This is a genomic window from Bacillus sp. GW823-FHT06B01 (assembly GCF_058952315.1).
Genome location: NZ_JBXAHR010000003.1, coordinates 564,209 through 585,565 on the forward strand (window position 1 = coordinate 564,209; position 21,357 = coordinate 585,565).

Genomic DNA, 21,357 nt, shown 5'->3' on the forward strand with positions numbered 1-21,357 from the left:
TGTTTCTAATAAGGAGCACCTCTTTTCACCAACAAAAAGGGGGGAAAGAAGTATGCTTCAATCTAATATGGATGTGAGTTTAGAAAGTTTGGTGAACTCATTACAGTCTACTCGAAGCACGCTATTATCAGAAATTGAAATGTTAAATGATACAGAAGTGAATGTAAAGCCACGCCGTGATAAATGGAGTATTATTCAAATTTTGCATCACTTGCATTTAGTTGAACAATCAGTTACATCTGCCCTTGTATATGCTTTACAAAAAAATGAAAGAAACACGACTCCATTTAAAGACCTCCAACTTACGCTTGATCGCACACATAAACGAGAAGCTCCTCAGCAAATGGAACCAACAGAAACGTTAATGAAAAAACAGCAAGGAATTCAATTACTAGAACATTCACGACAAGAACTATTACACGCGCTTCATAGTGTGGTAGATGAAAAAGATTTATTTGAAAATGGATTAAAGCATCCTATTTTTAATGAGTTGAATTTGTATCAGTGGGTTCAATTTCTTGATTTGCATGAACAAAGACATCTTACGCAGTTAAAAGAGGCGAAACACGCAATTTTGCAACGATAATCAGAAGGAAGTGGGAGACCACTTCTTTTTTGATACGTGCATAGTTTTCTTTCTTATTTTGGAATACTACATGGAGAAAGAACAGAAGGAGTTGAAAAGTATGTCCAAGAAAAAGAAAGAAGAAGAGCGCGCGTGGAAAGCACGTAAAGAAAATCAAAAACCACATGGTAAAGTGAAAGCCTTTGCTGAATTAGTTGAAGGAACAGAAAAAACGTGATGATTATTTCATCACGTTTTTTGTATGAGTGGAAAAGTTAATAAGAAGGTTGTACCTGTACCTTTTTCGCTTATAATATCGATTTTTCCGTTCATAGCTTGAACAACACTGAACACGACCATCATTCCAAGTCCAGTTCCTTTTTCTTTCGTTGAGTAGAAAGGAGAGCCAAGACGTTTCACTTGTTCAGTATCCATACCGATTCCTGTATCTTTTATATACAACTGAATATGCTTATGATCAGGAACTAATGTGAAATAAAGATCACCGCCTTTTGGCATGGCCTCAATGCAGTTTTTTAAAATATTTAACAAGCATTGATTTAGTTTTTGTTTTTCTCCCGCGATAAAAAAAGAAGAGCTTTGCTTTATATAATGTGTACGCACATTTGCTAAATTAGCAAGTGGTGTAATTAACGATAATGCATGTAGTAGTTCTTCTTCTAACTGTAATCTTTGTTCTTTTTCAATACTTGGTTTTGCAAAGGTTAAATAATCTGTAAGAACATGATTTGCTTGTTCGATTCCGTTGATGGCTATGTCGATATATAATTTTCGCTCTTGCTCAGTGCATGTATTTGACTGCAAGAGTTGTAAAAATCCTTTTGTTGAAGTTAATGGATTGCGAATCTCATGAGAGATGGACGCTGCCATTTCTCCAATTAAATGGAATTTTTCGGCATTCATAAGTTCGTTTTGAAGACGAACTTGCATTTGTAGTATGTGTAGCAAATATAAAATAAGGATTGTTCCAATTATTGTACATATTTCGTACACGATAATATGGGGTATGTAATCGGCGCTATTTGTAACCTCTGAGAGGAAAGAAGGTACCCAGCCCAAGCCAAATATGAGACTGTAAAAGATAGCGAGTGCTATTTTTATTCGATTAGAACTTCGGTTAAATAGTTTGTATGTTAATAGTAGAACAATAAACAGTAGAACCGAGGCGATAAGGGATGGAAAAACACCTATTCCCCCTAATAAGAAGCGGTATATGTTTAATACAGTTAAGATGGAAGCACCAGCAATAGGGCCCCCTGTTAATGTACCGACAATTAATACGATATGGCGCATATCAAATTGAAATCCATAATTTGTTTTTGCTCCGAAAGTAATACATAGTATGGTAGCGAGGCAACATAATGCAATAAATATAGCTGAATTTAATTTAGGAGAACGTTTCCCTTTTTGATTCCAAAATAAATGGTATACGAGCATTGTAACAAGGATGAATAATATATTTAGAAAGAGATAAATAATAAAGGGTTTCAGTGGGGTGCCTCCTCTCTTCTCACATTAAATTCATCATACTATAAAATGAAAGAAATGAAATGAAAAATAGCGGAAAAATCAGAAATTTTTTCTGGTAGTATACAATATGTTACAATAAGCTTTGTCAATGAAAGAAGGAATTCCGTGCATTGCACGGGAGAGGTTCGCGAACTCCCTCTATAAAAAACTATGGAAACAACAATATCTTTAGGTATTGTTTTGTTTTTTTATTGTGACAGTTCAAGAACGTTCTTTCTTCTTATTCGTAGTAGAGAAGGAGAATGAGTGAAATGAAAAAAGAAAAGGCAGTTGTTGTTTTTAGTGGAGGACAAGATAGTACGACATGCTTATTTTGGGCAATAGAGCAGTTTGCAGAAGTAGAAGCTGTAACGTTTAATTACAATCAACGTCATAAACTAGAAATTGATTGTGCAGCGGAAATTGCGAAAGAGCTAGGAATTAAACATACGGTGCTAGATATGAGTCTATTAAATCAACTTGCTCCAAATGCGTTAACGAGAACGGATATGGAGATTACACATGAAGAAGGTGAATTGCCATCGACGTTTGTAGATGGACGAAATTTACTATTCCTATCATTTGCTGCTGTATTAGCAAAACAAGTTGGAGCACGTCATATTGTAACGGGTGTATGTGAAACTGATTTCAGTGGTTATCCAGATTGCCGTGACGTGTTTGTGAAATCGTTAAACGTTACTTTAAATTTATCCATGGATTATCCGTTCGTAATTCATACACCACTTATGTGGATTGATAAAGCGGAAACATGGAAATTATCAGATGAACTTGGAGCATTCGAGTTTGTTCGAGAAAAAACATTAACATGTTATAACGGAATCATTGGTGATGGTTGCGGTGAATGTCCAGCATGTCAGCTTCGTAAAGCAGGATTAGATACGTACCTACAAGAACGCGAAGGAGCAAATAACTAATGGATAATTTCTTTGGATTTCGCATCGTAGAAAATTTGCAAAAAATGGACAAGGATATTCAGCGTAAACAGCTCAAATATCATAATAAAAGAGTAATGGTCAGCAAGGAATTTACATTTGATGCAGCACACCATTTACACTGTTATGAGGGGAAATGTAAAAACTTACATGGTCACACATATAAAGTTGTATTTGGGATTAGTGGATATGTAAATGAAATAGGTCTTGCGATTGACTTTGGAGATATAAAAGAAATTTGGAAGAATGAAATAGAAATTTATTTAGACCATCGTTATTTAAACGAAACGTTACCAGCAATGAATACGACTGCTGAAAACATGGTCGTTTGGATTTATGAAAAGATGGCAGAAGCATTACTAAAAGATAATCGTGCGAACGAATATAAAGGAGCTCGTGTTGAATTTGTTCGTCTTTTTGAGACGCCAACTAGTTATGCGGAAGTAAGACGGGAGTGGATGCTCGATGAGTAAAATCCCTGTCTTAGAAATATTTGGTCCGACCATTCAAGGTGAAGGAATGGTTGTGGGACAAAAGACGATGTTTATCCGTACAGCTGGCTGTGATTATAGTTGCGCATGGTGTGATTCTGCTTTTACGTGGGATGGATCGGCTAAGGAACAAATTAGACAGATGACAGCAGAGGACGTTTGGAACGAGCTTGTAGAAATTGGTGGCGAAAATTTTTCTCATGTTACGATTTCAGGTGGAAATCCAGCATTGTTGAAAAATATTGAGTTTCTTCTTTCTATATTAAAAGAGAATGGAATGCGGACGGCAATCGAAACGCAAGGGAGTAAATGGCAAGATTGGTTACTTCAAATTGATGAGATAACGATTTCTCCAAAACCACCAAGTTCGACGATGAATACTGATTTTCAGAAGTTAGATGCTGTTATTCAGAAACTAGCAGGAAAAGATATTAGTTTAAAGGTAGTAGTATTTGACGATTATGACTTTGAGTATGCAGTTAAGATGCACGAACGTTATCCAGATGTTCCATTCTTCTTACAAGTAGGGAATGATGATACAAAAACTGTGGATGATACGATGTTGATTAAAAAATTATTAGATAAATACGAGTGGCTTATTGAAAAAGCGGTTAACTGTAAAGAAATGAATAATGCAAAAGTATTGCCACAGCTTCATGCGTTAGTATGGGGAAATAAACGCGGAGTATAATGAGAAGGGATGTTTAAAATGGCAGGAAGATTAGATGAAGATTTAAAAGATGTAACTTTATTAGGAAATCAAAATACAAAATATTTATTTGAATATAGCCCAGAAATTTTAGAGGTATTTGATAACAATCATCCAAACCGTGATTATTTTGTAAAATTTAATTGCCCTGAATTTACAAGCTTATGTCCGAAAACAGGTCAACCAGATTTTGCAACAATTTATATTAGCTACATTCCAGAACAAAGAATGGTAGAGAGTAAATCTTTAAAGCTATATTTATTTAGTTTCCGCAATCATGGTGACTTCCACGAAGATTGCATGAACGTTATTATGAATGATTTAATTAAATTAATGGATCCGCGTTACATTGAGGTATGGGGGAAATTCACACCACGTGGAGGGATTTCAATTGATCCTTACTGCAACTACGGTCGCCCAGGCACGAAGTATGAACAAATGGCAGACTACCGTATGATGAACCATGATCTATATCCAGAAACAATTGATAATCGTTAATATATAATAGAAAGAAAGGATCTGTATAACATACAGATCCTTTCTTTCTATTATATTATGCATTTTGATTAATGACAGTATAGTTTTTATGACTTACAACTGTAAGAGGTTCCATATCTAGTTCTCTAAAATTTTCCATAATTGTTATATCTACAATAACGGAGTTTTGATTTACTTTTTGAACACGGCCTTGCATTCCACCTTTAAATTCAATGATATCTCCAGTTTCTGCGATCTGCATAAGCAACTCTCCTTGTTACAGTTTTCCAAAAAAAGAATAATTTTGGTTTTTTTTTATTTCCTCTTATTTTGAACCATATTGTCTAGTTTGTAAATGTTTCCAAAGTAAAAATTCGAAAAATATTCACATTTTGTAAGAAAATATGCAAGAACTCCAAGTTATTAGAAAAAAAGAACGGTTTAAATGCGTGCATCTTTATATAGGGGTATAATGAAAAAATACAATAACCTACTAAAGTGGGAGAAATTAGAGGCGGTAAAATGATGTTTGAATTTGTGGGGAGTGTTATAGCATTAACTTTATTTGTATTTTCTTATATAAATTTAAAAAAGATTCGTCATCATGAAACGACTACATATTTTGATGGGATGGATGGTATACATGCTGGGGTCACACATGAGAGTGGTTGGGATATGTAAAGGTGTATAACTTTCTTTTTTTGCGTGGTATGATATTTAAAAATAGTACATAATAGAGTTCGTAAGTGATGAATGGAGAGTGGAAAGAATGAAGATTTCTTTTATTCGTCATGGCCGCTTAGATCGTACTATAGAACCAATGACGGTTACATCCTTTCACGAATGGATGAAAGGATATGACTTACATACTATAACAGAAAAAGCACCTATACCAATGGAAACAATGGAAGCGGTTGAAGCAGCAAAGTTGATTGTAACGAGTGATCAAAGGTGTGCTATACAGTCAGCAGCTGAATTAATGAATTCTTTATCTTTTATGCAAAATTCTCTTTTTAGGGAAGCTGAAATTCCGACGAATTTTTATGCTCCAACATGGTTGAAATGTAAACCTAACGTATGGATGTTTATCGGGCGAACATTATGGATACTTGGTTACCATAAAGGTGTTGAGTCTTATAAGGAAGTAAGAGAGAGGGCAAGGCAAGCGGCTTACTTATTACACCGTTATGCTCTCGTACATGGAAGTATTGCTCTTGTAGGTCATAATTACATTAATGCAATGGTTGGTGCGGAGCTGAGAGCGATGGGATGGTCTGGTTCTCCTATTTTACATAGGAAGCCATGGGGATGTACAACCTATACATTCCACGAAGCGATGGATGGAAATATATTAAATACAAAATTAACATAAAAGCACACGATTTATATATAAATCGTGTGCTTTCTTTTTAAGATATAGAAATTTTGATGTTTAATGTTTTTACGAGGTGTGCATAAGGTTCGCCTACAAGCATAACGATTTGATCTTTTTTATAACCTAGTTTTTCATATAGTGAATAGGCACGTTTGTTTTCTAAATTAACAAGTAATGCGATTTTTTCATGCTCCTTTTCAGTTGCATGGATTTCAGCAGCTTCAATTAATTGAGAACCGATTCCTTTTCCGCCATATGCACTTGAAACTGATAATGTATCAATGTAATATTCATCAAGTTCAGCTTCTTTTTCTAATGTAATTGATTCATCTTTATGTAATTCTCTTAAGTAATGTACAATTGGTGCATCAAGACTTGTTGCTTCACTACCGTGATAAGCGACAATAACCCCAACTGCAACCCCGTCTTGTACATATACAAAACAGTTTTCATAGCTCAGTCGATTTCTCTCTTTTGAGAACCATGTTTCAAGTCCTAGTAATACTTCTGTCTCAACTGTGCTGCCTGTGATTTTTTCAGCAATTTCGTGCAGAGCGTTATATAATAAAGGTGCAATTGCCTTCGCATCTGTCTTTTTTGCTTTCCGAATCATAGTATCCCTCCTAATTCTATTTATATATTGTAGCATAGTGGTATGGAACTTTGCATAATTGAATGCTGAAATGATTGATATAGAGAAGTAGCTATGTTAGTATATGATATTTAGTGGACATATACTAAAGAGATCTTTTTTGAAAAATAATGAAAATGAAATGAAGGTATAGCACCTGGATAATTTTACAGTTGTTGACCTATAGAATATACGATAAAATAAAATATTGCATAGAGGTGAAATACATGGATAAAGAATTAGCAAATGCAATTTTGGATCAGCTGAAAAATGGTGAAATAAAGGAGTATGTTGTTACGAAAGATGTATTTTATACGTTCAGAGAAGTTGTAGTAAGTCGAGAAGATTTTAAACATATTATTGGGAACGCACAGCGCGGCGGACAAGTAATTTATACATATTCAGAAACGCCACGTTCGTAACTAGAAGAATATAGGGAGGAGAATTATGGGCGATTTTAAACAAGGCATATTACCGCATTGGGATTATATGTGGAAAGATAGAGCTGGCAATAGGTTTATGGGGATGGTCATGTATCCAGAGAAACGAAAGTGTTCGGCAAAAATGCTTCAGAAAATAAAAAGAGCATATGAAGAGGCTATAGAAATTAAAGTAACCGTACAAGTTCAACATACATTTCAGTATGTAGAAGGAATGATTGTGTACTTTGATGAAGAAGCTCCTGTATGTACAATGATTGATAAAGATGAAAATCCACATCATATATTTGTAAAAGATATTTTGCGCATTGAGCACTCAGAATAATCTTTTCATAAATAAGTTGAATTTCCATAATAATAATCTTTTTCTATAATAGTTATCTTTTAGTATGTAACGCGAACCGAAAGTATATGTATAATATTTAATAAAGTAAAACTGATAAATGTAATCGTTTTTTAGAACAGATTATCGTTTCATGTCTGTTCTTTTTTGCGTGATGCTGGAGAAATATATTCCTCCAGCATTTGCCGTTTTATGACAAAATATATTGGTAACTTTTTTAAAAATAAGGTTAAATTCGTTGACAACTTTTTTGAAAAGCACTTTATTGACATGAGTTTTAGAATGTTGTTTCATAGTCATTGTATTGAAAAAAATCGACTGTCTTGTCGAAAAGTAAAATTTAAAAAAAGAAAGAATTTATACATATATCTTGTGTCTTATTTTGAAACGTAATACAATATATAGAGAAATCAAGAAACAACATACAGAGAGTATAGATTGGAGAGGGAGGGTCGGAAATGATAGTTGCATATGATTCTATGACAGGAAACGTGAAACGTTTCATTCACAAATTAAATATGCCGGCCGTTCAAATTGGTGAAGATCTAGTAATAGATGAAGACTTTGTTTTAATTACGTATACAACAGGTTTTGGCAATGTACCAGAACGTGTTTTAGAATTTTTAGAGCGCAATAATGAAAAATTAAAAGGCGTATCTGCAAGCGGCAATCGTAACTGGGGAGACATGTTCGGTGCAAGTGCTGACAAAATTTCTGCTAAATATGAAGTGCCTATTGTATCAAAATTTGAGTTATCAGGAACAAATAATGATGTAGAATATTTTAAGGAAAGGGTGCGGGAGATTGCGACACATTGAACTGAATAATGAAATCACGCAAATGCAGGACGGTTTTTATCAGCTTCATAAAGATAAAGAGGCATTAGAAGTCTTTATGGAAGAAGCTAGAGAAAATACCGTTCATTTTAATAGCGTGGCAGAGCGAATGGAGTATATGAAAGAATATGATTACTATTACAACGTTCTGGACGAGTATAGCTTGGAGGAAGTAGAAGAGGTATATAACATCGCTTATGGTGAAAACTTCGAGTTCCAATCTTATATGGCAGCATCTAAGTTCTACAAAGATTATGCGTTAAAAACAAATGATCAAAAACAATACTTAGAAAGCTATGAAGATCGTGTAGCAATTGTTTCATTATACTTAGGACGCGGTGATGTTGCGAAGGCAAAACACTTCGCAAGCATGATTGTAAAACAAAACTACCAACCAGCGACACCAACCTTTTTAAATGCGGGACGAAGCAGAAGAGGAGAAATGGTGTCTTGTTTCTTGTTAGAGATGGATGATAGCTTAAATTCAATCGGCTTTAACATTAATACTGCAATGCAATTATCAAAAATCGGCGGTGGAGTAGCTTTAAACTTGTCTAAGCTACGTGCACGCGGTGAGCAAATTAAAGGTATCGATAACGCTGCAAGTGGTGTAGTACCTGTTATGAAATTACTTGAAGATTCGTTTTCATATGCAAATCAACTTGGGCAACGAAAAGGTGCCGGTGCAGTATACTTAAACATTTTCCATTGGGATATTATTGAATTCCTTGATACAAAAAAAATAAATGCCGATGAGAAGAGCCGTATTCAGTCTCTATCAATCGGAATTATCGTTCCAAGTAAGTTCTTTGAGCTTGCTGAGAAAAACGAACCTTTCCATGTTTTCGCGCCTTATACGGTGTATAAAGAATACGGAAAGCATTTAGATGATATAGACATTGATGAAATGTACGATGAATTAATGAGCAATCCGAAAGTGAAGAAGAAGCCGCTAGATATTAGTGCACGTGATATGCTTATTAAAATTGCTATGATTCAGCTTGAGTCTGGTTACCCATACTTAATGTTTAAATCAAATGCAAATAACCAACATCCACTGAAGGATATTGGAACTGTGAAGATGTCGAACTTGTGTTAAATATGTAGCACCTTCTAGTAGAAATGCTAGTCGAAAACTCCGTTAAACGGGGAAAGCCTCAAATTTGAGGTAACCTACCGTGCTAAATCTTATCTTAGAATGAAAATATAAAAGTTCAGAATGTATCTTATTATTTTGTATAGCAGAGTTATGGGACAACATAAAGTAATAAGATACATTCTGAAGTATGTAAGATAAGTAAAAGCCTAACGACTATCCCTTATGGGAGTAGAGCGCAAGCGATTGGCGTTCGAAAAGCGGAGCACCTAATCAGGTAATGCTGTAGGTGATGATATAGTCTGTCCTGTATGGTGACATACAGCAGTTGCATGAGCAACGGACTGAGGAGTAGCGGACTCGGTTGAACATTCGAGACAGAAATCTTCCAGCTTCAAGAAACTTCTGAAATAAATGATTACGGTACAGATGATATTATCCGTCGTGATATTAACTGTAATTTAGGATCGTTAAATATCGTGAATGTAATGGAAAATAAAGAAATTCGTGAAGCTGTTCATGCGGGAATGGAAGCTTTAACAGCTGTGTCTGATATGACGATCATTCCGAATGCACCAACTGTGAAAAAAGCAAATGATGAGCTTCATTCAGTTGGACTTGGCGCAATGAACTTACACGGATATTTATCAAAAAACAAAATCGCATATGAAAGTGCAGAAGCGAAAGAGTTCGCTCGTACATTCTTTATGATGTTAAATTACTACTCTATTGAAAAAAGTATGGAGATCGCTAAAGAAAAAGGCGAAACATTTAAAGACTTCGATAAGTCTGATTATGCGAATGGCACATACTTTGAAAAGTACGAAACGACAGATTACAGCCCAGTAACTGAAAAAGTTCAGCAACTATTTGAAGGAATTCATATTCCAACAAAAGAAGATTGGACAAGTTTAAAAGAGCAAGTGAAGAAGAATGGATTATATAATTCATACCGTCTTGCTATCGCTCCAACACAATCTATCAGTTACGTTCAAAATGCAACTTCAAGCGTAATGCCGATCGTAAGTCAAATCGAATCAAGAACATATGCGAATGCGACAACATATTATCCAATGCCGTATTTATCAAAAGATACGTTCTGGTACTATAAATCTTCTTACGATATGAATCAGTTTAAATTAATTGATTTAATCGCAGAAATCCAAGAACATATTGACCAAGGAATTAGTACAATTCTTTACGTTAATAGTGATATTTCAACACGTGAGTTAGCACGTTACTACATCTATGCACATAAAAAAGGCTTGAAGAGTCTTTATTATACGAGAACACGTAAGTTAAGCGTGGAAGAGTGCGTAGCTTGTACCGTTTAATATAAAAAGTGAGACATCATGAGCAGGGTTTTCTGAACCCTGCTCATGCTTAGTTATCAATTTTTCATGTTTATTTAGAGAAGGGGCGATTGAATGCGTGCGGTAAACTGGAACAAAAAAGAAGATGATTTTAGTTTAATGTTTTGGAAGCAAAACATCGCTCAGTTTTGGACAGAAGAAGAAATCGCAGTATCTTCTGACAAAAATACTTGGGCACAATTATCAAAAGAAGAGCAGGTTGCTTATAAGCGTGTATTAGGTGGTTTAACACTTTTAGATACGAAACAAGGTGGCGAAGGGATGCCACTTGTACTTGTTCATCTTGAAAATTTACAAGCGAAAAGTGTATTAGCTTTCATGGGAGCTATGGAAGAAGTACATGCGAAGAGTTACAGTCATATTTTCACAACGTTAGCTACTGAAGAAGAAATTGATGATATTTTTGAATGGGTAGACAATCATCCATTACTTGAGAAAAAAGCTGGTATTGTTACTAGTTACTATCGTCGTTTATTAAAGCCTGAAGTAATGAAAAAAGAGTTATACATGGCGATGGTAGCAAGTGTATTCTTAGAAAGTTACTTATTCTATAGTGGATTCTTCTACCCACTTTACTTAGCAGGTCAAGGTAAATTGACAGCAAGTGGTGAGATTATTAACCTAATAATTCGTGATGAGTCAATTCACGGCGTATTCGTCGGTATTTTAGCACAACAACTCTTCGCAGAACTTTCTGCAGAAGATCAACAAGAAGTGCAAAAAGAAACACAAGAGTTATTAATGGAACTATATGAAATTGAAATGGCATACACAGAAGAAATTTACACTTCTATCGGTCTTGTAGAGGATGTAAATCGTTTCGTTCGTTACAATGCGAATAAAGGACTTATGAACTTAGGACTTGAGCCGAAGTTTGAAGAAGAAGAAATTAACCCAATCGTTTTAAATGGTTTACGTACAGATACGAAAAACCATGATTTCTTCTCTGTAAAAGGGAATGGTTACGTAAAAGCAACGAACGTTGAAAAGTTAGCTGATGATGACTTCGTGTTTGATTTTTAATATATACTCATAAAGAAAAGCTGTCTTATTCATTGATAAGACAGCTTTTCTTTATGGATTTGTTTACATAACACTATTATTTTTGTATAACGAGTTCTGTTTAAAAAGTTCTATCCAGCAAATGGATAGAACTTTTTTGTAATTAAATGGGTATTTACAAACTATTTGTATCAGTGTATTATTTAACTAGTACACCGATACAAAAGGAGGGAAGAAATGAAAATAGAGTTTTCTCCAAATACACCAATTTACATTCAGGTAATGGAATACATAAAAAAAGAAATCGTAACAGGACATTTATTGCCTGGTGATAAAATTCCCTCTGTACGTGAATTAGCGAGTGAATTACAAGTAAATCCAAATACGATTCAGCGTACATTTCAAGAGCTAGAACGGGATGGGGTTGTTGTCACACGTAGAGGAATGGGTCGATATGTAACGAATGAAGGGGAGAAAATTATGGAGCTGCGAAAAGAGATGGCGAAAGAATTACTTCATTCTTTTATAGATGGAATGGACAATTTAGGTTTTTCAGAAGAAGAAATTCTTACAATCCTTCGTTCTTCATTACACGAGAAGAGGGAGGAGAGCGAATGACAGAGTTATTAAAAATAGAAAACTTATGGAAGAGATACGGATTGAAAGCAGTGATCCGTGAATTAAACATAGAGATTACGGAAGGGAAAATTATAGGACTCGTTGGAGATAACGGGAGCGGGAAAACGACGTTATTGAAAATGATTGCCGGTCTGCAGCATCCTTCCGAAGGCAGTATTACAATTGCTGGTAAAAAGGTAGGATTAGAAACGAAAGAAATTGTTTCTTTTATGTCAGATAAACCAGTATTTGATAATTGGATGACGGTAAAAGATTCTTTATTCTTCTATCGAGATTTTTATAAAGACTTCGACATTCAAAAAGCGGTAGATACGATTGCGGAATTTAAAATACCGTTAGAAGAAAAAATTACAGCTTTATCAAAAGGTATGGTTGAAAAGCTACAAATTATTTTAACATTTTCTAGGAAAGCGAGGTTATACGTACTAGATGAACCATTGGGCGGGATTGATCTCGTTTCTAGGGAGCATGTACTGGAACTTATTTTACAGTTTTATCGCGAAGACTGTACTATTTTAATTGCAACACATTTAATTGGAGAAGTGGAAAATATTTTTGACGAAGTAATCTTTTTAAAAGATGGTGAGAGTGTATTGCATGAAAATGTAGAGGAATTACGTTTCCAAAGAGGAAAAGCTGTTACGGATTTGTTTAAGGAGGTGTTTAGTAGATGAAGGCCAGTTTAATATATATGTACAATGCGAATAAAAAACAAATTTTCATTTCGTTATTGTCATTCATATTTATTGCAGCTGTCGCTTTTGTAAGTATGGGGAATTATATTAAACAAGAATCAGGAGAAGTAAGGCAAATGATTATAGTTGCCTTAGTATTCTTAGTTTATATAATTTTTGCGGTATTAGTATTTCTGCAGGCGATGTCTGCGTTTGGGAAAATGACCGAAAGTACATTATTTCGATTAACACCGATATCTGGTAAAAAAATTGTTTTAGCAATATTGTCATATGCGGCAATTAGCTTAATGTGTTTTGAAGTAATAGGTACTATGTTTTTCTATAGCATTTCGATGAAAGTAATAAAAGGTACAGAACTCTATGGATTGTTATTTACCGAAAGTACACTTACGTTAGATATAGTAAAACAATTATTTAGCAGTGTGTTATATGTATTTAATTTATCAAGTGTATTGTTAGTTTTACTTTTTACAGTAGCTGGCGTTAAAGTATTTTCTTTGAAAAAGAAAAAAATGGAGTATGTAATTATTTTCTTCTTATTTTTACTAGTAACGAAAGTAATCAATATGATATATGAAATGCTAGGTGGACTTGCACCTACACCTGCTTTTATAAAAAAGTTAGTGTATATAGATGAATCATCAGAAGCAAATGTGTTTCTTTATCCGGAAAAGCTTATGAATTTATATAGTATTGCTTTTTCAATCGGTATATTTGTTTTATTTGTTTATATAACAGGTCGCATAATCGATAAGAAACTAGAAGTCTAAAGGAGGAATCAACATTGGGAAATGTAGTAGTAAAGTTAGAGAATGTTCGAAAAAAGATTGGTGGAACGGAAATTATCCGCGGTTTATCATTTGAAGTTCGTGAAGGGGAAGTGTACGGGTTTCTTGGACCGAATGGTAGTGGTAAAACGACGACAATTCGTATGATGACAGGTCTTATATCAATGACAGAGGGCGATATTACAATTTGTGGTCATAGTATTCGCACGGAGCGTGAAAAGGCGCTAGAGCAAATTGGAGCGATTGTAGAAAATCCTGAACTATATGATTATATGACAGGAATGCAAAACTTAAAGCATTTTGCGAACATGGCAATTACACCGATTAGTAAAGAGCGCATTGCTGAAATTGTAAAGCTTGTTGAATTGGAGCATGCGATTCATAAAAAAGTGAAAACATATTCACTTGGCATGAAACAACGTTTAGGAATTGCACAGGCATTACTGCATCAGCCAAAAATCTTAATTTTAGATGAGCCGACAAATGGATTAGATCCAGCTGGTATTCGCCAAATTCGTGATTATTTACAACGTTTAGCGAAAGAGGAGAATATTGCTGTAATCGTATCAAGTCACTTATTAAGTGAAATTGAACTCATGTGTGATCGTGTTGTTATTATTAAACAAGGTGAGTTTGTACAAGAGTACAACTTACATGAACAAGCAAAACATGATGAGACAGTAGTTGTAGCGTTTGAAGTAGATCAAGTACAGAAAGCAAATGAAATCATTGAAGGTAAGGCGCAAGGAAATGTCATTGTAGTATCTGTAACGAAAGAAGAAATTCCACAACTTGTAAAGAAACTTGTGAGTGACGATGTGCTTGTATACGGGGTTACCGTTCAAAATAAAACGTTAGAGGATGAGTTCTTAGCGATTACAGGGGGAGTGAAAGCGTAATGTTTAAATTAATTCAAAATGAATTTTTAAAGTTGCATGCGAAAAAAGGTATGTATATTTTAATTGGTGTTATTGCAGTATTGGAGATTTTGGGAGTTTTAGCAATGCTGAAATGGGGGGACGGAACTGAATTTAAAGGATCATATTTAGATTTTGCAAGTTCAGAGATTGGTTTAATTACTTTGTTTGCAACAATTTTTGGCATTACGATTGCTTCTCGTATGATTACTGATGAGTTCCAAAAAGGTACAATTAAGCAGTTATTAATCCGTCCAAGAAAACGAGTGACAGTTTTATTCTCTAAATATATTACAGTGTTACTTACTATAGTATTTATCATATTTGCTAGCACGTTAATTGCAATGATTGTTGGCGGAATTGTAATGGATGGTAGTAAAACAGAATTAACGGTAGGAATCGTAATGAAATCTACTTTATATCAAGTACTTTCGCCGTTCTTCTTTGCGACGCTTGCATTTTTCTTAGCAAATGTATTTAGAAAATCTGTATTACCATTAATAATTACGATGTTCCTCTTCTTTTTACAAGGACCAATTAATATGGTACTGATGATGTTTGCAAAAGGTGTAGCGAAATTTGTAGTGTTTTTCCATTTGAATTTAAGTGTTTACGATAGCAATAAACTAGTAAGTGGTGGAATGGAACCAACATTTACAGAGTTTACATTTACAACTTCATTATTACTTGTAGCTGCATACTTTATTGTATTACTTGTAGCATCAAGTGTATTATTCCAAAAACGTGACGTATTATAATAAAAGAAATCCCCGCTTGTAAAAACGGGGATTTTTATTACATAACCTCCTCCTAAATGGCAACTTGAAGAACAGTGATATGGTATTTTAAAAGATATGTTGTTTGAAAGTATTTGAGAAAAATAGGAAGAATTTCAACTATATTCGAATTATAATTTAGTTATCTGACCATTTATTTATATTATCTTTGGGGGTGTTCTATATGCACTATGCATTTTCACGTATAAGACTCCGTAGCTTTTTTGGATGGATGATTATAGGGTTGTTCCTTACGATGATCCCATTAGGTCTATCGAATGTTTCTGAGAGTACGATGGAAGTTATTTCACAAATAACTGTATTTTTTGTATTTCCGTTATTTTGGTTATACGTAAAAACAAATAAAAATAATGTTGTATTTAACAGTTTTTTTGATAAGCCAGGACGTTTACCGTGGGGGTTAATTGTATTAGCAACGATAATGGGAATGATTTTTTCAGTTGGTATATCTCATATTCAATTTTACATATTAGCACATACGTTACCGAATTTCTTAGTTACTATGTTAGAAGACGGAAACGTTATTAATACGAGTAACATATATATGACGATATTTACTTTCATTTCAGCGTGTGTGTTAGCACCTATTATGGAAGAGGTTATTTTTAGGGGCTTCTTTTTACAGCGAATGGCTTATAAATGGGGAATTAAAAAAGCTGTAATTATATCTTCACTTATTTTTGGTTTAGGACATTTTGATGTTATTGGTGCATTTATGTTTGGTGTTGTGATGTGTCTTTTATACATAAAGACGAAAAATATATGGACGAATATCGCTGTACACGCTCTAAATAATTTGATTGCAACAAGTATGCAATTTGTCGGTGGAGAAGAGAGTGGTGCAATTTCAATTCCTGAATTACAAGCGCAAAGTAATTTATGGATCGGTATCGGTCTTACAGTTGTTGGTTTACTGTGGTTAACTCCGTATGTTTGGAAGCAATGGCGTACAGTAAAAGAAGTTGGTGTGCCGCCGATGCGCTTTATAAATGAGGAAAAAATAGTAAGTTTGTTACAAGAAAATGAAGTGTATAGTCAAGTGATTGTAACAGATAGACTGATGGCTGTAGAGCTACCAGATGAAGCAGTAAATAAGCTTCGATTAGAAGAAAATGATTATGTAACAGTAGCTGTAGAAGACGATAAAATCGTTATAAAGAAAGCGCACGATAGATAATTAAAAAGTAGCTCCTTAGGAGCTACTTTTTAATTTGTAATAATTTCTACACGAAAATTATTACCGTTCTTTACATATTTAATATCTGTAACGATACGGACTGTTTTTAAAATCTCCACTTTTTCACCAATTCGAGGGATAGTCGGAACATTGTCCCAAATGCCAAGCAAGTCATCTAATTGTGCCGTTTTTTCATAAAACCAGATTTTCAATGTAAAGCCCCTTTCTCGAACTTTATGTATTTTAATACATAATATATTATTTTTATTCTTATTGTAAGGGGTTTTTATATATTTTATGAATAAAAATAAATTAAACTTCTGGGAAGATATGTTCAATATCAGGAGTAAGAGATACTTCTGATAATACGATATGAGAAACAGTCGTTGCATATGAAGAAACATCATTGATAAATTCTTCAAGTTCAACGAGTGAAGGAACAGAAATTTTTACAATGTAGCATAAGCTCCCTGTTACTCGGTAACAAAAACTTGCAGATGGATAAGACTGAATAAACTGTTGCATACGTGTTGTATCACCATTTTTTAAAGTGATTTCTAAAATACAATCTAAAACAAGTCCTGCTTTTTTATAATCGATATCGATTGTGTACTTTTGAATAACGCCTTCACTTTCAAGTTTGCGAACACGTTCTGCAGTAGACGGAGCAGATAAATTTACTCGTTTCGCCAATTCACGCATGGAAAGGCGACTATCATTATATAATTCATTTAAAATCTTTCGATCGACACGGTCTAGTTGCATTTGTAAATATACCTCCAGTAAAATAATAATTTTTGTAAAGGAAAAATATAAATTAAGATTCATATGAAATGTGAAGTGAACTTTATTTATTTTACAATAAAACAGAAGGAAATAGGAGGGGAAATGATGGAGAGAATTTCATTATCAAATATAGGAGATACAAAATTTCAAAAGTTATTAGGGCATAATCCGGATCTATTACATGCATGGAGTATGGTAGAGAATACGCTGTATAGTAAAGGAACTCTTTCAGCAGAGTTGAAGGAGCAAGTAAGAAGAACATTAGCGTACGGGAATGAATGTCCGTACTGTATGGCAAAGGGAAGACCTGATGATATGCAAAAGGTAGAAGAAATGAGTGTAGCAGTTACTTTTGCACATACATTTGTTCATGATAAAAAGGCAATAGATGATAATATGTTTCATGCATTGAAACAATATTGGACGGAAAAAGAAATTGTAGAGCTTTGCGCTTATATTTGTTTTATTACTGCGTCACAACAACTTGGTTTTCTGTTTCAATTACAGCCGAATGAAGGAGAAAATGATGATGAATAAAATAGCACTTATTATAATTGATGTACAAAAGGCGTTTCAGTTACCATACTGGGGCGAGAGAAATAATCTTTTTGCTGAAGAAAACATGAGAATGTTATTAGCAGAATGGAGAAAAAGGAAACGACCAGTTTTTCATATTCAACATGTAAATAAAGAAAATGCTCAATCGATGTTTTATGAAGGAGCGGAAACGGTGAACTTTAAAGAAGAGCTGAAGCCATTACCAGGCGAAGTGATTATTCAGAAATCTGTTAACAGCGCGTTCATTGGGACAAATTTAGAAGAGCAATTAAGAGAGAACAAATGTAATGCAGTAGTGGTTGTAGGATTAACGACAAATCATTGTGTGGAGACTACGACACGAATGGCAGGAAATTTAGGATTTACAACGTATTTAGTGAGTGATGCAACGGCTACTTTTAACCGTAAAGGTCTAGATGGTAAAGAGTATAATGCAGAGGATATTCACAATATGACACTTGTAAATTTACATGAAGAGTTTGCTACGATTGTAACGACAAAAGAAGTATTAAAATTATTTTAAGAAAATAATTGCGAATTATGTAGAAAAAAATAAGAATATTTCGTATAATCTAAGTACAATCATTTTGAAATAGGGGTGGCATCATATGGAGCAAATTCCGGTAAAGAGAATAGAAGAAGTACTTGTTGTAGCAGGGGACGATAAACAGAAGCAAAAGGAATTTTATGAATTGCTCTTATCTACTGAGTTTTATGTTGCTGGTTCACTAGAAGCAGAGGACGGGGCAACAGAAGGAATACTTCGTTTGCGTCATTTCCAAGGAGAGGGTAGATGGATCGTTCCGTTCTTTACACAAATGGAATTTGTAAAAGACGTGTTGCCAGAAGGAACGCCCCTTATTACGATACGTGGAAAAGAATTATTTGGTAGCATTGAGAAAGATGCTACAGCAGTATTAAATGTTGGTACTGATATAAGTAAAACATTTATTCCAGAAGAAGTTGCAGATATCGCATCTGGACGAATTTTTAATTATTATAAATAAAAGGAAAAGCGGAATCGCTTTTCCTTTTTAATTTGAATACGGATTGGCTACGCCAGAAGAAATAGAGAGTGTTTTATTATTTGTATTTATTGTCGCTGTAGCTCCAAGAGGAATCCCGATGTTTGGACTTATATGTCCAATCGGTAAACCGAATAGAACAGGTATATGATATGGTGCGAAATATTCATATAATATTGTTTGTAATGATTGAGATGGTTTAGAAGGAGTGCAGTCATGACAACTTGTAAAAATAACACCGCTGCATTCATTAAACTTTCCAGATAAAAGTAGCTGATTTAACATACGGTCAATGCGATACGGTTCTTCCCCAATGTCTTCAAGCAACAAAAGTTTATTCGCCGTATTTATCTCATAAGGTGAGCCAATTATACTCGTTAACACAGCTAAATTTCCTCCCGCTAATGTGCCTGTAACTGTACAAGAAGAGGTAGGTACGATACATTCTGAAGCAGATAAGATGGTGGAATACGGATGGAATAGTTGATTGAAAGAAGATAAAGAGAGAGAATCTACACCTTTTCCTAATTCTTCAACCATTGGGCCATGAAAAGTAATGAGCTTTGCATAACGTGAAAAGGCCGTATGTAAAGCTGTAATATCGCTATATCCCCAAAAGATTTTTGGATTTTGCCTAATGATTTCATATTGAATGTGAGGGAGGAGACGAGCACTTCCGTAACCACCCCGTGCACAGAAAATGGCTTTTACTTCATGATTGGAAAATGCTTCATGTATATCATCAAGGCGAACTTGATCACTTCCAGCTAAATATCCATATTTCTCATAAACACTCTTCCCGATTACTACAGATAAACCCATCTCTTGTAATACATTTACACCTTTTAATACACTTTCAATTGTTGGTGGACCGGACGGTGCAATAACCATTACTGTATCACCTTGTTGTAACGCATCTGGATAAATCATCATTTTCAGCCTCCTTCCCTTTCAATATATTCGCTTCATAGGAAGTTCAACCCTTGTAAAAGAAGGGGAAAGTTTGTCAAATAAAGAAGATATAAGGGGAATAGGAGGAGAAATGATGTTTACAAGTCGCGTAATAGATCTATTACAAATTAAGTATCCAATCATTCAAGCAGGTATGGCAGGTGCGATTACGACGCCTGAGCTTGTTGCAGCTGTAAGTAATAGCGGAGGATTAGGAACGCTTGGAGCAGGCTATATGAGCCCTGAACAAATTCGTGACGCAATTTATAAAATAAGAGAACGAACGGATAAGCCTTTCAGTGTTAATTTACTGTTAACGAAAGAGATACAGATAGAAGAAGAGAAGGTAACCTTGGCAAAGGGATTACTTAGCGGAGTAAATAAAGAATTCGGTATAGAGGAAGAAGAGACGATAAAGCTTCCGAGAAGCTATAAAGAACAATTACAAGTGTTAGTAGAAGAAAACGTGCCAGTCGTTAGCTTTGCATTTCAAACGTTAGAAAAAGAAGAAATAGATGACTTAAAAAGAAGAGGAATAAAAGTCATCGGAACAGCTACTCATGTGAGAGAGGCGAGGGTGCTTGCTGAATTAGGAGTAGACATTATTGTCGGTCAAGGTAGCGAGGCAGGAGGGCATAGAGGAACATTTATTGGGAAAGAACAGGACGCTATGATTGGGACGTTCGCATTAATTCCGCAGTTAGTAGCAGCAGTCCCGCATATACCAATTGTTGCAGCAGGGGGTGTAATGAACGGGCAAGGGCTTGTTGCGGCATTTACACTGGGGGCAGAAGCTGTTCAAATGGGATCAGCCTTTTTAACGAGTGATGAAAGTATTACGCATGATGTGTATAAAAAAGCAGTTTTACATAGTAGAGATACGAGTACAACTGTGACCCGTGCGTTTTCCGGGAAATATGCACGGGGTATTCGTAATGAATTTATAGAGAGATATGAAGGGAAAGAAAAAGGGCTTCCGATGTATCCAGTGCAAAATGTATTAACTTCTAAAATACGCCAAGAAGCAGCAAAACATAATAAAGGAGAATACATGTCGCTTTGGGCAGGGCAAGCGTCATCATTAGCACGAATAGAATCAGCTCAGCATGTAGTGGAGCGAGTGATGAAAGAAGCAGGTAACGTAATCGAACAATTGCAAAATATATATAGAAAAAGACCACTTGAATAATTCAAGCGGTCTTT

Annotated in this window: 29 protein-coding genes, 1 pseudogene and 1 riboswitch; of the genes and pseudogenes, 24 read left to right on the top strand and 6 right to left on the bottom strand. The window is 34.7% G+C overall.

Features of this window, described 5'->3' with window-relative positions:
- Window positions 1-52 precede the first annotated feature (52 nt).
- A complete protein-coding gene (locus AC1Q8N_RS16060; protein WP_048545002.1) occupies window positions 53-586 on the top strand; it encodes a DinB family protein in 534 nt (177 codons plus the stop codon).
- Window positions 587-686: 100 nt separating this feature from the next.
- Complete coding sequence (locus tag AC1Q8N_RS16065) at window positions 687-803, top strand: DUF6254 family protein (protein WP_000038254.1); 117 nt, start codon at window positions 687-689, stop codon at window positions 801-803.
- A gap of 11 nt (window positions 804-814) precedes the next feature.
- Here the strand turns inward: AC1Q8N_RS16065 and AC1Q8N_RS16070 are convergent, their stop codons facing one another.
- Entirely contained in the window at window positions 815-2,023 is a 1,209-nt protein-coding gene (locus tag AC1Q8N_RS16070) for an ATP-binding protein (protein ID WP_098077829.1), read from the bottom strand.
- Between the two features lie 207 nt (window positions 2,024-2,230).
- Window positions 2,231-2,274, top strand: a riboswitch (PreQ1 riboswitch).
- A gap of 93 nt (window positions 2,275-2,367) precedes the next feature.
- Here AC1Q8N_RS16070 and queC point away from each other — a divergent pair.
- From queC to queF, 4 genes are read left to right on the top strand one after another with little or no spacing between them, the layout of a single operon-like run.
- Window positions 2,368-3,030, top strand: a complete 663-nt coding sequence (queC, locus tag AC1Q8N_RS16075) for a 7-cyano-7-deazaguanine synthase QueC (RefSeq protein WP_000711595.1) — start codon at window positions 2,368-2,370, stop codon at window positions 3,028-3,030.
- Entirely contained in the window at window positions 3,030-3,521 is a 492-nt protein-coding gene (gene queD / locus AC1Q8N_RS16080) for a 6-carboxytetrahydropterin synthase QueD (RefSeq protein ID WP_000368411.1), read from the top strand. The genes queC and queD overlap by 1 nt, the downstream gene beginning before the upstream one ends.
- A complete protein-coding gene (gene queE / locus AC1Q8N_RS16085) occupies window positions 3,514-4,230 on the top strand; it encodes a 7-carboxy-7-deazaguanine synthase QueE (RefSeq protein WP_098077831.1) in 717 nt (238 codons plus the stop codon). The genes queD and queE overlap by 8 nt, the downstream gene beginning before the upstream one ends.
- A gap of 18 nt (window positions 4,231-4,248) precedes the next feature.
- On the top strand, window positions 4,249-4,746 hold the full coding sequence (queF, locus tag AC1Q8N_RS16090; protein WP_000918895.1) for a preQ(1) synthase: 498 nt from the start codon (window positions 4,249-4,251) through the stop codon (window positions 4,744-4,746).
- Between the two features lie 55 nt (window positions 4,747-4,801).
- On the opposite strand, the gene AC1Q8N_RS16095 is transcribed toward queF, so the two are convergent.
- On the bottom strand, window positions 4,802-4,987 hold the full coding sequence (locus tag AC1Q8N_RS16095; RefSeq protein WP_001165081.1) for a YkvS family protein: 186 nt from the start codon (window positions 4,985-4,987) through the stop codon (window positions 4,802-4,804).
- A gap of 263 nt (window positions 4,988-5,250) precedes the next feature.
- Here AC1Q8N_RS16095 and AC1Q8N_RS16100 point away from each other — a divergent pair, with 263 nt between their 5' ends.
- Both AC1Q8N_RS16100 and AC1Q8N_RS16105 read left to right on the top strand, forming a co-directional pair.
- Complete coding sequence (locus tag AC1Q8N_RS16100) at window positions 5,251-5,406, top strand: hypothetical protein (RefSeq protein ID WP_048545344.1); 156 nt, start codon at window positions 5,251-5,253, stop codon at window positions 5,404-5,406.
- Window positions 5,407-5,494: 88 nt separating this feature from the next.
- Complete coding sequence (locus tag AC1Q8N_RS16105; RefSeq protein ID WP_075308623.1) at window positions 5,495-6,097, top strand: histidine phosphatase family protein; 603 nt, start codon at window positions 5,495-5,497, stop codon at window positions 6,095-6,097.
- Window positions 6,098-6,134: 37 nt separating this feature from the next.
- On the opposite strand, the gene AC1Q8N_RS16110 is transcribed toward AC1Q8N_RS16105, so the two are convergent.
- Window positions 6,135-6,713, bottom strand: a complete 579-nt coding sequence (locus tag AC1Q8N_RS16110) for a GNAT family N-acetyltransferase (RefSeq protein ID WP_048544992.1) — start codon at window positions 6,711-6,713, stop codon at window positions 6,135-6,137.
- Between the two features lie 245 nt (window positions 6,714-6,958).
- Between AC1Q8N_RS16110 and ykzS the strand changes: the two genes are divergently transcribed.
- The 12 genes and pseudogenes from ykzS (at window position 6,959) to AC1Q8N_RS16170 (ending at window position 16,834) form a co-directional block, all read left to right on the top strand.
- Window positions 6,959-7,153: a protein YkzS gene (gene ykzS / locus AC1Q8N_RS16115; RefSeq protein WP_000356682.1), complete on the top strand. Its 195-nt coding sequence runs from the start codon at window positions 6,959-6,961 to the stop codon at window positions 7,151-7,153.
- A gap of 25 nt (window positions 7,154-7,178) precedes the next feature.
- Window positions 7,179-7,496, top strand: a complete 318-nt coding sequence (locus AC1Q8N_RS16120) for a hypothetical protein (protein WP_097816701.1) — start codon at window positions 7,179-7,181, stop codon at window positions 7,494-7,496.
- A 476-nt stretch (window positions 7,497-7,972) separates the two neighbouring features.
- Window positions 7,973-8,332, top strand: coding sequence for a class Ib ribonucleoside-diphosphate reductase assembly flavoprotein NrdI (gene nrdI, locus AC1Q8N_RS16125; RefSeq protein WP_000634376.1), 360 nt, complete (start codon window positions 7,973-7,975; stop codon window positions 8,330-8,332).
- Window positions 8,319-9,446 (top strand): annotated as a pseudogene (locus tag AC1Q8N_RS16130) (ribonucleotide reductase barrel domain-containing protein); the annotation flags it as partial. The gene nrdI and the pseudogene AC1Q8N_RS16130, both read left to right, overlap by 14 nt.
- 383 nt (window positions 9,447-9,829) lie before the next feature.
- Window positions 9,830-10,780: a ribonucleotide reductase barrel domain-containing protein gene (locus AC1Q8N_RS16135; protein ID WP_306295567.1), complete on the top strand. Its 951-nt coding sequence runs from the start codon at window positions 9,830-9,832 to the stop codon at window positions 10,778-10,780.
- Window positions 10,781-10,873: 93 nt separating this feature from the next.
- Window positions 10,874-11,842, top strand: a complete 969-nt coding sequence (gene nrdF / locus AC1Q8N_RS16140; RefSeq protein ID WP_493521279.1) for a class 1b ribonucleoside-diphosphate reductase subunit beta — start codon at window positions 10,874-10,876, stop codon at window positions 11,840-11,842.
- 216 nt (window positions 11,843-12,058) lie between these two features.
- Window positions 12,059-12,439, top strand: a complete 381-nt coding sequence (locus tag AC1Q8N_RS16145) for a GntR family transcriptional regulator (protein WP_000687513.1) — start codon at window positions 12,059-12,061, stop codon at window positions 12,437-12,439.
- Window positions 12,436-13,134, top strand: coding sequence for an ABC transporter ATP-binding protein (locus AC1Q8N_RS16150; RefSeq protein ID WP_098077837.1), 699 nt, complete (start codon window positions 12,436-12,438; stop codon window positions 13,132-13,134). Before AC1Q8N_RS16145 ends, AC1Q8N_RS16150 begins: the two co-directional genes overlap by 4 nt.
- Window positions 13,131-13,925, top strand: coding sequence for a hypothetical protein (locus AC1Q8N_RS16155; protein ID WP_048544985.1), 795 nt, complete (start codon window positions 13,131-13,133; stop codon window positions 13,923-13,925). Before AC1Q8N_RS16150 ends, AC1Q8N_RS16155 begins: the two co-directional genes overlap by 4 nt.
- 14 nt (window positions 13,926-13,939) lie before the next feature.
- The gene (locus AC1Q8N_RS16160; protein WP_048544983.1) at window positions 13,940-14,842 is read left to right on the top strand and encodes an ABC transporter ATP-binding protein; all 903 of its coding nucleotides are present in this window, start codon (window positions 13,940-13,942) and stop codon (window positions 14,840-14,842) included.
- Entirely contained in the window at window positions 14,842-15,618 is a 777-nt protein-coding gene (locus AC1Q8N_RS16165; protein WP_098077839.1) for an ABC transporter permease, read from the top strand. The genes AC1Q8N_RS16160 and AC1Q8N_RS16165 overlap by 1 nt, the downstream gene beginning before the upstream one ends.
- A gap of 202 nt (window positions 15,619-15,820) precedes the next feature.
- On the top strand, window positions 15,821-16,834 hold the full coding sequence (locus tag AC1Q8N_RS16170) for a CPBP family intramembrane glutamic endopeptidase (RefSeq protein WP_098077842.1): 1,014 nt from the start codon (window positions 15,821-15,823) through the stop codon (window positions 16,832-16,834).
- 29 nt (window positions 16,835-16,863) lie between these two features.
- Here AC1Q8N_RS16170 and AC1Q8N_RS16175 read toward each other — a convergent pair whose 3' ends face one another.
- Both AC1Q8N_RS16175 and AC1Q8N_RS16180 read right to left on the bottom strand, forming a co-directional pair.
- Window positions 16,864-17,046, bottom strand: a complete 183-nt coding sequence (locus tag AC1Q8N_RS16175) for a DUF3913 family protein (protein ID WP_000707104.1) — start codon at window positions 17,044-17,046, stop codon at window positions 16,864-16,866.
- A 100-nt stretch (window positions 17,047-17,146) separates the two neighbouring features.
- Window positions 17,147-17,599 (bottom strand): Lrp/AsnC family transcriptional regulator, encoded by a 453-nt coding sequence (locus tag AC1Q8N_RS16180; RefSeq protein ID WP_001175500.1) that lies wholly within the window; start codon window positions 17,597-17,599, stop codon window positions 17,147-17,149.
- Between the two features lie 63 nt (window positions 17,600-17,662).
- Here AC1Q8N_RS16180 and AC1Q8N_RS16185 point away from each other — a divergent pair, with 63 nt between their 5' ends.
- The 3 genes from AC1Q8N_RS16185 (at window position 17,663) to AC1Q8N_RS16195 (ending at window position 19,185) form a co-directional block, all read left to right on the top strand.
- Window positions 17,663-18,157 (top strand): carboxymuconolactone decarboxylase family protein, encoded by a 495-nt coding sequence (locus AC1Q8N_RS16185; protein ID WP_098077844.1) that lies wholly within the window; start codon window positions 17,663-17,665, stop codon window positions 18,155-18,157.
- On the top strand, window positions 18,147-18,701 hold the full coding sequence (locus AC1Q8N_RS16190) for a cysteine hydrolase family protein (RefSeq protein ID WP_048544974.1): 555 nt from the start codon (window positions 18,147-18,149) through the stop codon (window positions 18,699-18,701). Before AC1Q8N_RS16185 ends, AC1Q8N_RS16190 begins: the two co-directional genes overlap by 11 nt.
- A gap of 85 nt (window positions 18,702-18,786) precedes the next feature.
- Entirely contained in the window at window positions 18,787-19,185 is a 399-nt protein-coding gene (locus AC1Q8N_RS16195; RefSeq protein ID WP_000435201.1) for an SseB family protein, read from the top strand.
- A gap of 27 nt (window positions 19,186-19,212) precedes the next feature.
- Here the strand turns inward: AC1Q8N_RS16195 and AC1Q8N_RS16200 are convergent, their stop codons facing one another.
- Window positions 19,213-20,133, bottom strand: coding sequence for a S66 peptidase family protein (locus AC1Q8N_RS16200; protein ID WP_098077935.1), 921 nt, complete (start codon window positions 20,131-20,133; stop codon window positions 19,213-19,215).
- Between the two features lie 115 nt (window positions 20,134-20,248).
- Here AC1Q8N_RS16200 and AC1Q8N_RS16205 point away from each other — a divergent pair, with 115 nt between their 5' ends.
- Window positions 20,249-21,343, top strand: coding sequence for an NAD(P)H-dependent flavin oxidoreductase (locus tag AC1Q8N_RS16205; protein ID WP_098077847.1), 1,095 nt, complete (start codon window positions 20,249-20,251; stop codon window positions 21,341-21,343).
- The last annotated feature ends 14 nt before the right edge of the window (window positions 21,344-21,357 follow it).

What these genes read in the sequence shown, in the direction of transcription:
- AC1Q8N_RS16060 (WP_048545002.1), top strand. Translation starts at nt 53, where the DNA reads ATGCTTCAATCTAATATGGATGTGAGTTTAGAAAGTTTGGTGAACTCA.
- AC1Q8N_RS16065 (WP_000038254.1), top strand. Translation starts at nt 687, where the DNA reads ATGTCCAAGAAAAAGAAAGAAGAAGAGCGCGCGTGGAAAGCACGTAAA.
- AC1Q8N_RS16070 (WP_098077829.1), bottom strand. Translation starts at nt 2,023, where the DNA reads ATGCTCGTATACCATTTATTTTGGAATCAAAAAGGGAAACGTTCTCCT.
- queC (WP_000711595.1), top strand. Translation starts at nt 2,368, where the DNA reads ATGAAAAAAGAAAAGGCAGTTGTTGTTTTTAGTGGAGGACAAGATAGT.
- queD (WP_000368411.1), top strand. Translation starts at nt 3,030, where the DNA reads ATGGATAATTTCTTTGGATTTCGCATCGTAGAAAATTTGCAAAAAATG.
- queE (WP_098077831.1), top strand. Translation starts at nt 3,514, where the DNA reads ATGAGTAAAATCCCTGTCTTAGAAATATTTGGTCCGACCATTCAAGGT.
- queF (WP_000918895.1), top strand. Translation starts at nt 4,249, where the DNA reads ATGGCAGGAAGATTAGATGAAGATTTAAAAGATGTAACTTTATTAGGA.
- AC1Q8N_RS16095 (WP_001165081.1), bottom strand. Translation starts at nt 4,987, where the DNA reads ATGCAGATCGCAGAAACTGGAGATATCATTGAATTTAAAGGTGGAATG.
- AC1Q8N_RS16100 (WP_048545344.1), top strand. Translation starts at nt 5,251, where the DNA reads ATGTTTGAATTTGTGGGGAGTGTTATAGCATTAACTTTATTTGTATTT.
- AC1Q8N_RS16105 (WP_075308623.1), top strand. Translation starts at nt 5,495, where the DNA reads ATGAAGATTTCTTTTATTCGTCATGGCCGCTTAGATCGTACTATAGAA.
- AC1Q8N_RS16110 (WP_048544992.1), bottom strand. Translation starts at nt 6,713, where the DNA reads ATGATTCGGAAAGCAAAAAAGACAGATGCGAAGGCAATTGCACCTTTA.
- ykzS (WP_000356682.1), top strand. Translation starts at nt 6,959, where the DNA reads ATGGATAAAGAATTAGCAAATGCAATTTTGGATCAGCTGAAAAATGGT.
- AC1Q8N_RS16120 (WP_097816701.1), top strand. Translation starts at nt 7,179, where the DNA reads ATGGGCGATTTTAAACAAGGCATATTACCGCATTGGGATTATATGTGG.
- nrdI (WP_000634376.1), top strand. Translation starts at nt 7,973, where the DNA reads ATGATAGTTGCATATGATTCTATGACAGGAAACGTGAAACGTTTCATT.
- nrdF (WP_493521279.1), top strand. Translation starts at nt 10,874, where the DNA reads ATGCGTGCGGTAAACTGGAACAAAAAAGAAGATGATTTTAGTTTAATG.
- AC1Q8N_RS16145 (WP_000687513.1), top strand. Translation starts at nt 12,059, where the DNA reads ATGAAAATAGAGTTTTCTCCAAATACACCAATTTACATTCAGGTAATG.
- AC1Q8N_RS16150 (WP_098077837.1), top strand. Translation starts at nt 12,436, where the DNA reads ATGACAGAGTTATTAAAAATAGAAAACTTATGGAAGAGATACGGATTG.
- AC1Q8N_RS16155 (WP_048544985.1), top strand. Translation starts at nt 13,131, where the DNA reads ATGAAGGCCAGTTTAATATATATGTACAATGCGAATAAAAAACAAATT.
- AC1Q8N_RS16165 (WP_098077839.1), top strand. Translation starts at nt 14,842, where the DNA reads ATGTTTAAATTAATTCAAAATGAATTTTTAAAGTTGCATGCGAAAAAA.
- AC1Q8N_RS16170 (WP_098077842.1), top strand. Translation starts at nt 15,821, where the DNA reads ATGCACTATGCATTTTCACGTATAAGACTCCGTAGCTTTTTTGGATGG.
- AC1Q8N_RS16180 (WP_001175500.1), bottom strand. Translation starts at nt 17,599, where the DNA reads ATGCAACTAGACCGTGTCGATCGAAAGATTTTAAATGAATTATATAAT.
- AC1Q8N_RS16185 (WP_098077844.1), top strand. Translation starts at nt 17,663, where the DNA reads ATGAAATGTGAAGTGAACTTTATTTATTTTACAATAAAACAGAAGGAA.
- AC1Q8N_RS16190 (WP_048544974.1), top strand. Translation starts at nt 18,147, where the DNA reads ATGATGAATAAAATAGCACTTATTATAATTGATGTACAAAAGGCGTTT.
- AC1Q8N_RS16195 (WP_000435201.1), top strand. Translation starts at nt 18,787, where the DNA reads ATGGAGCAAATTCCGGTAAAGAGAATAGAAGAAGTACTTGTTGTAGCA.
- AC1Q8N_RS16200 (WP_098077935.1), bottom strand. Translation starts at nt 20,133, where the DNA reads ATGATTTATCCAGATGCGTTACAACAAGGTGATACAGTAATGGTTATT.
- AC1Q8N_RS16205 (WP_098077847.1), top strand. Translation starts at nt 20,249, where the DNA reads ATGTTTACAAGTCGCGTAATAGATCTATTACAAATTAAGTATCCAATC.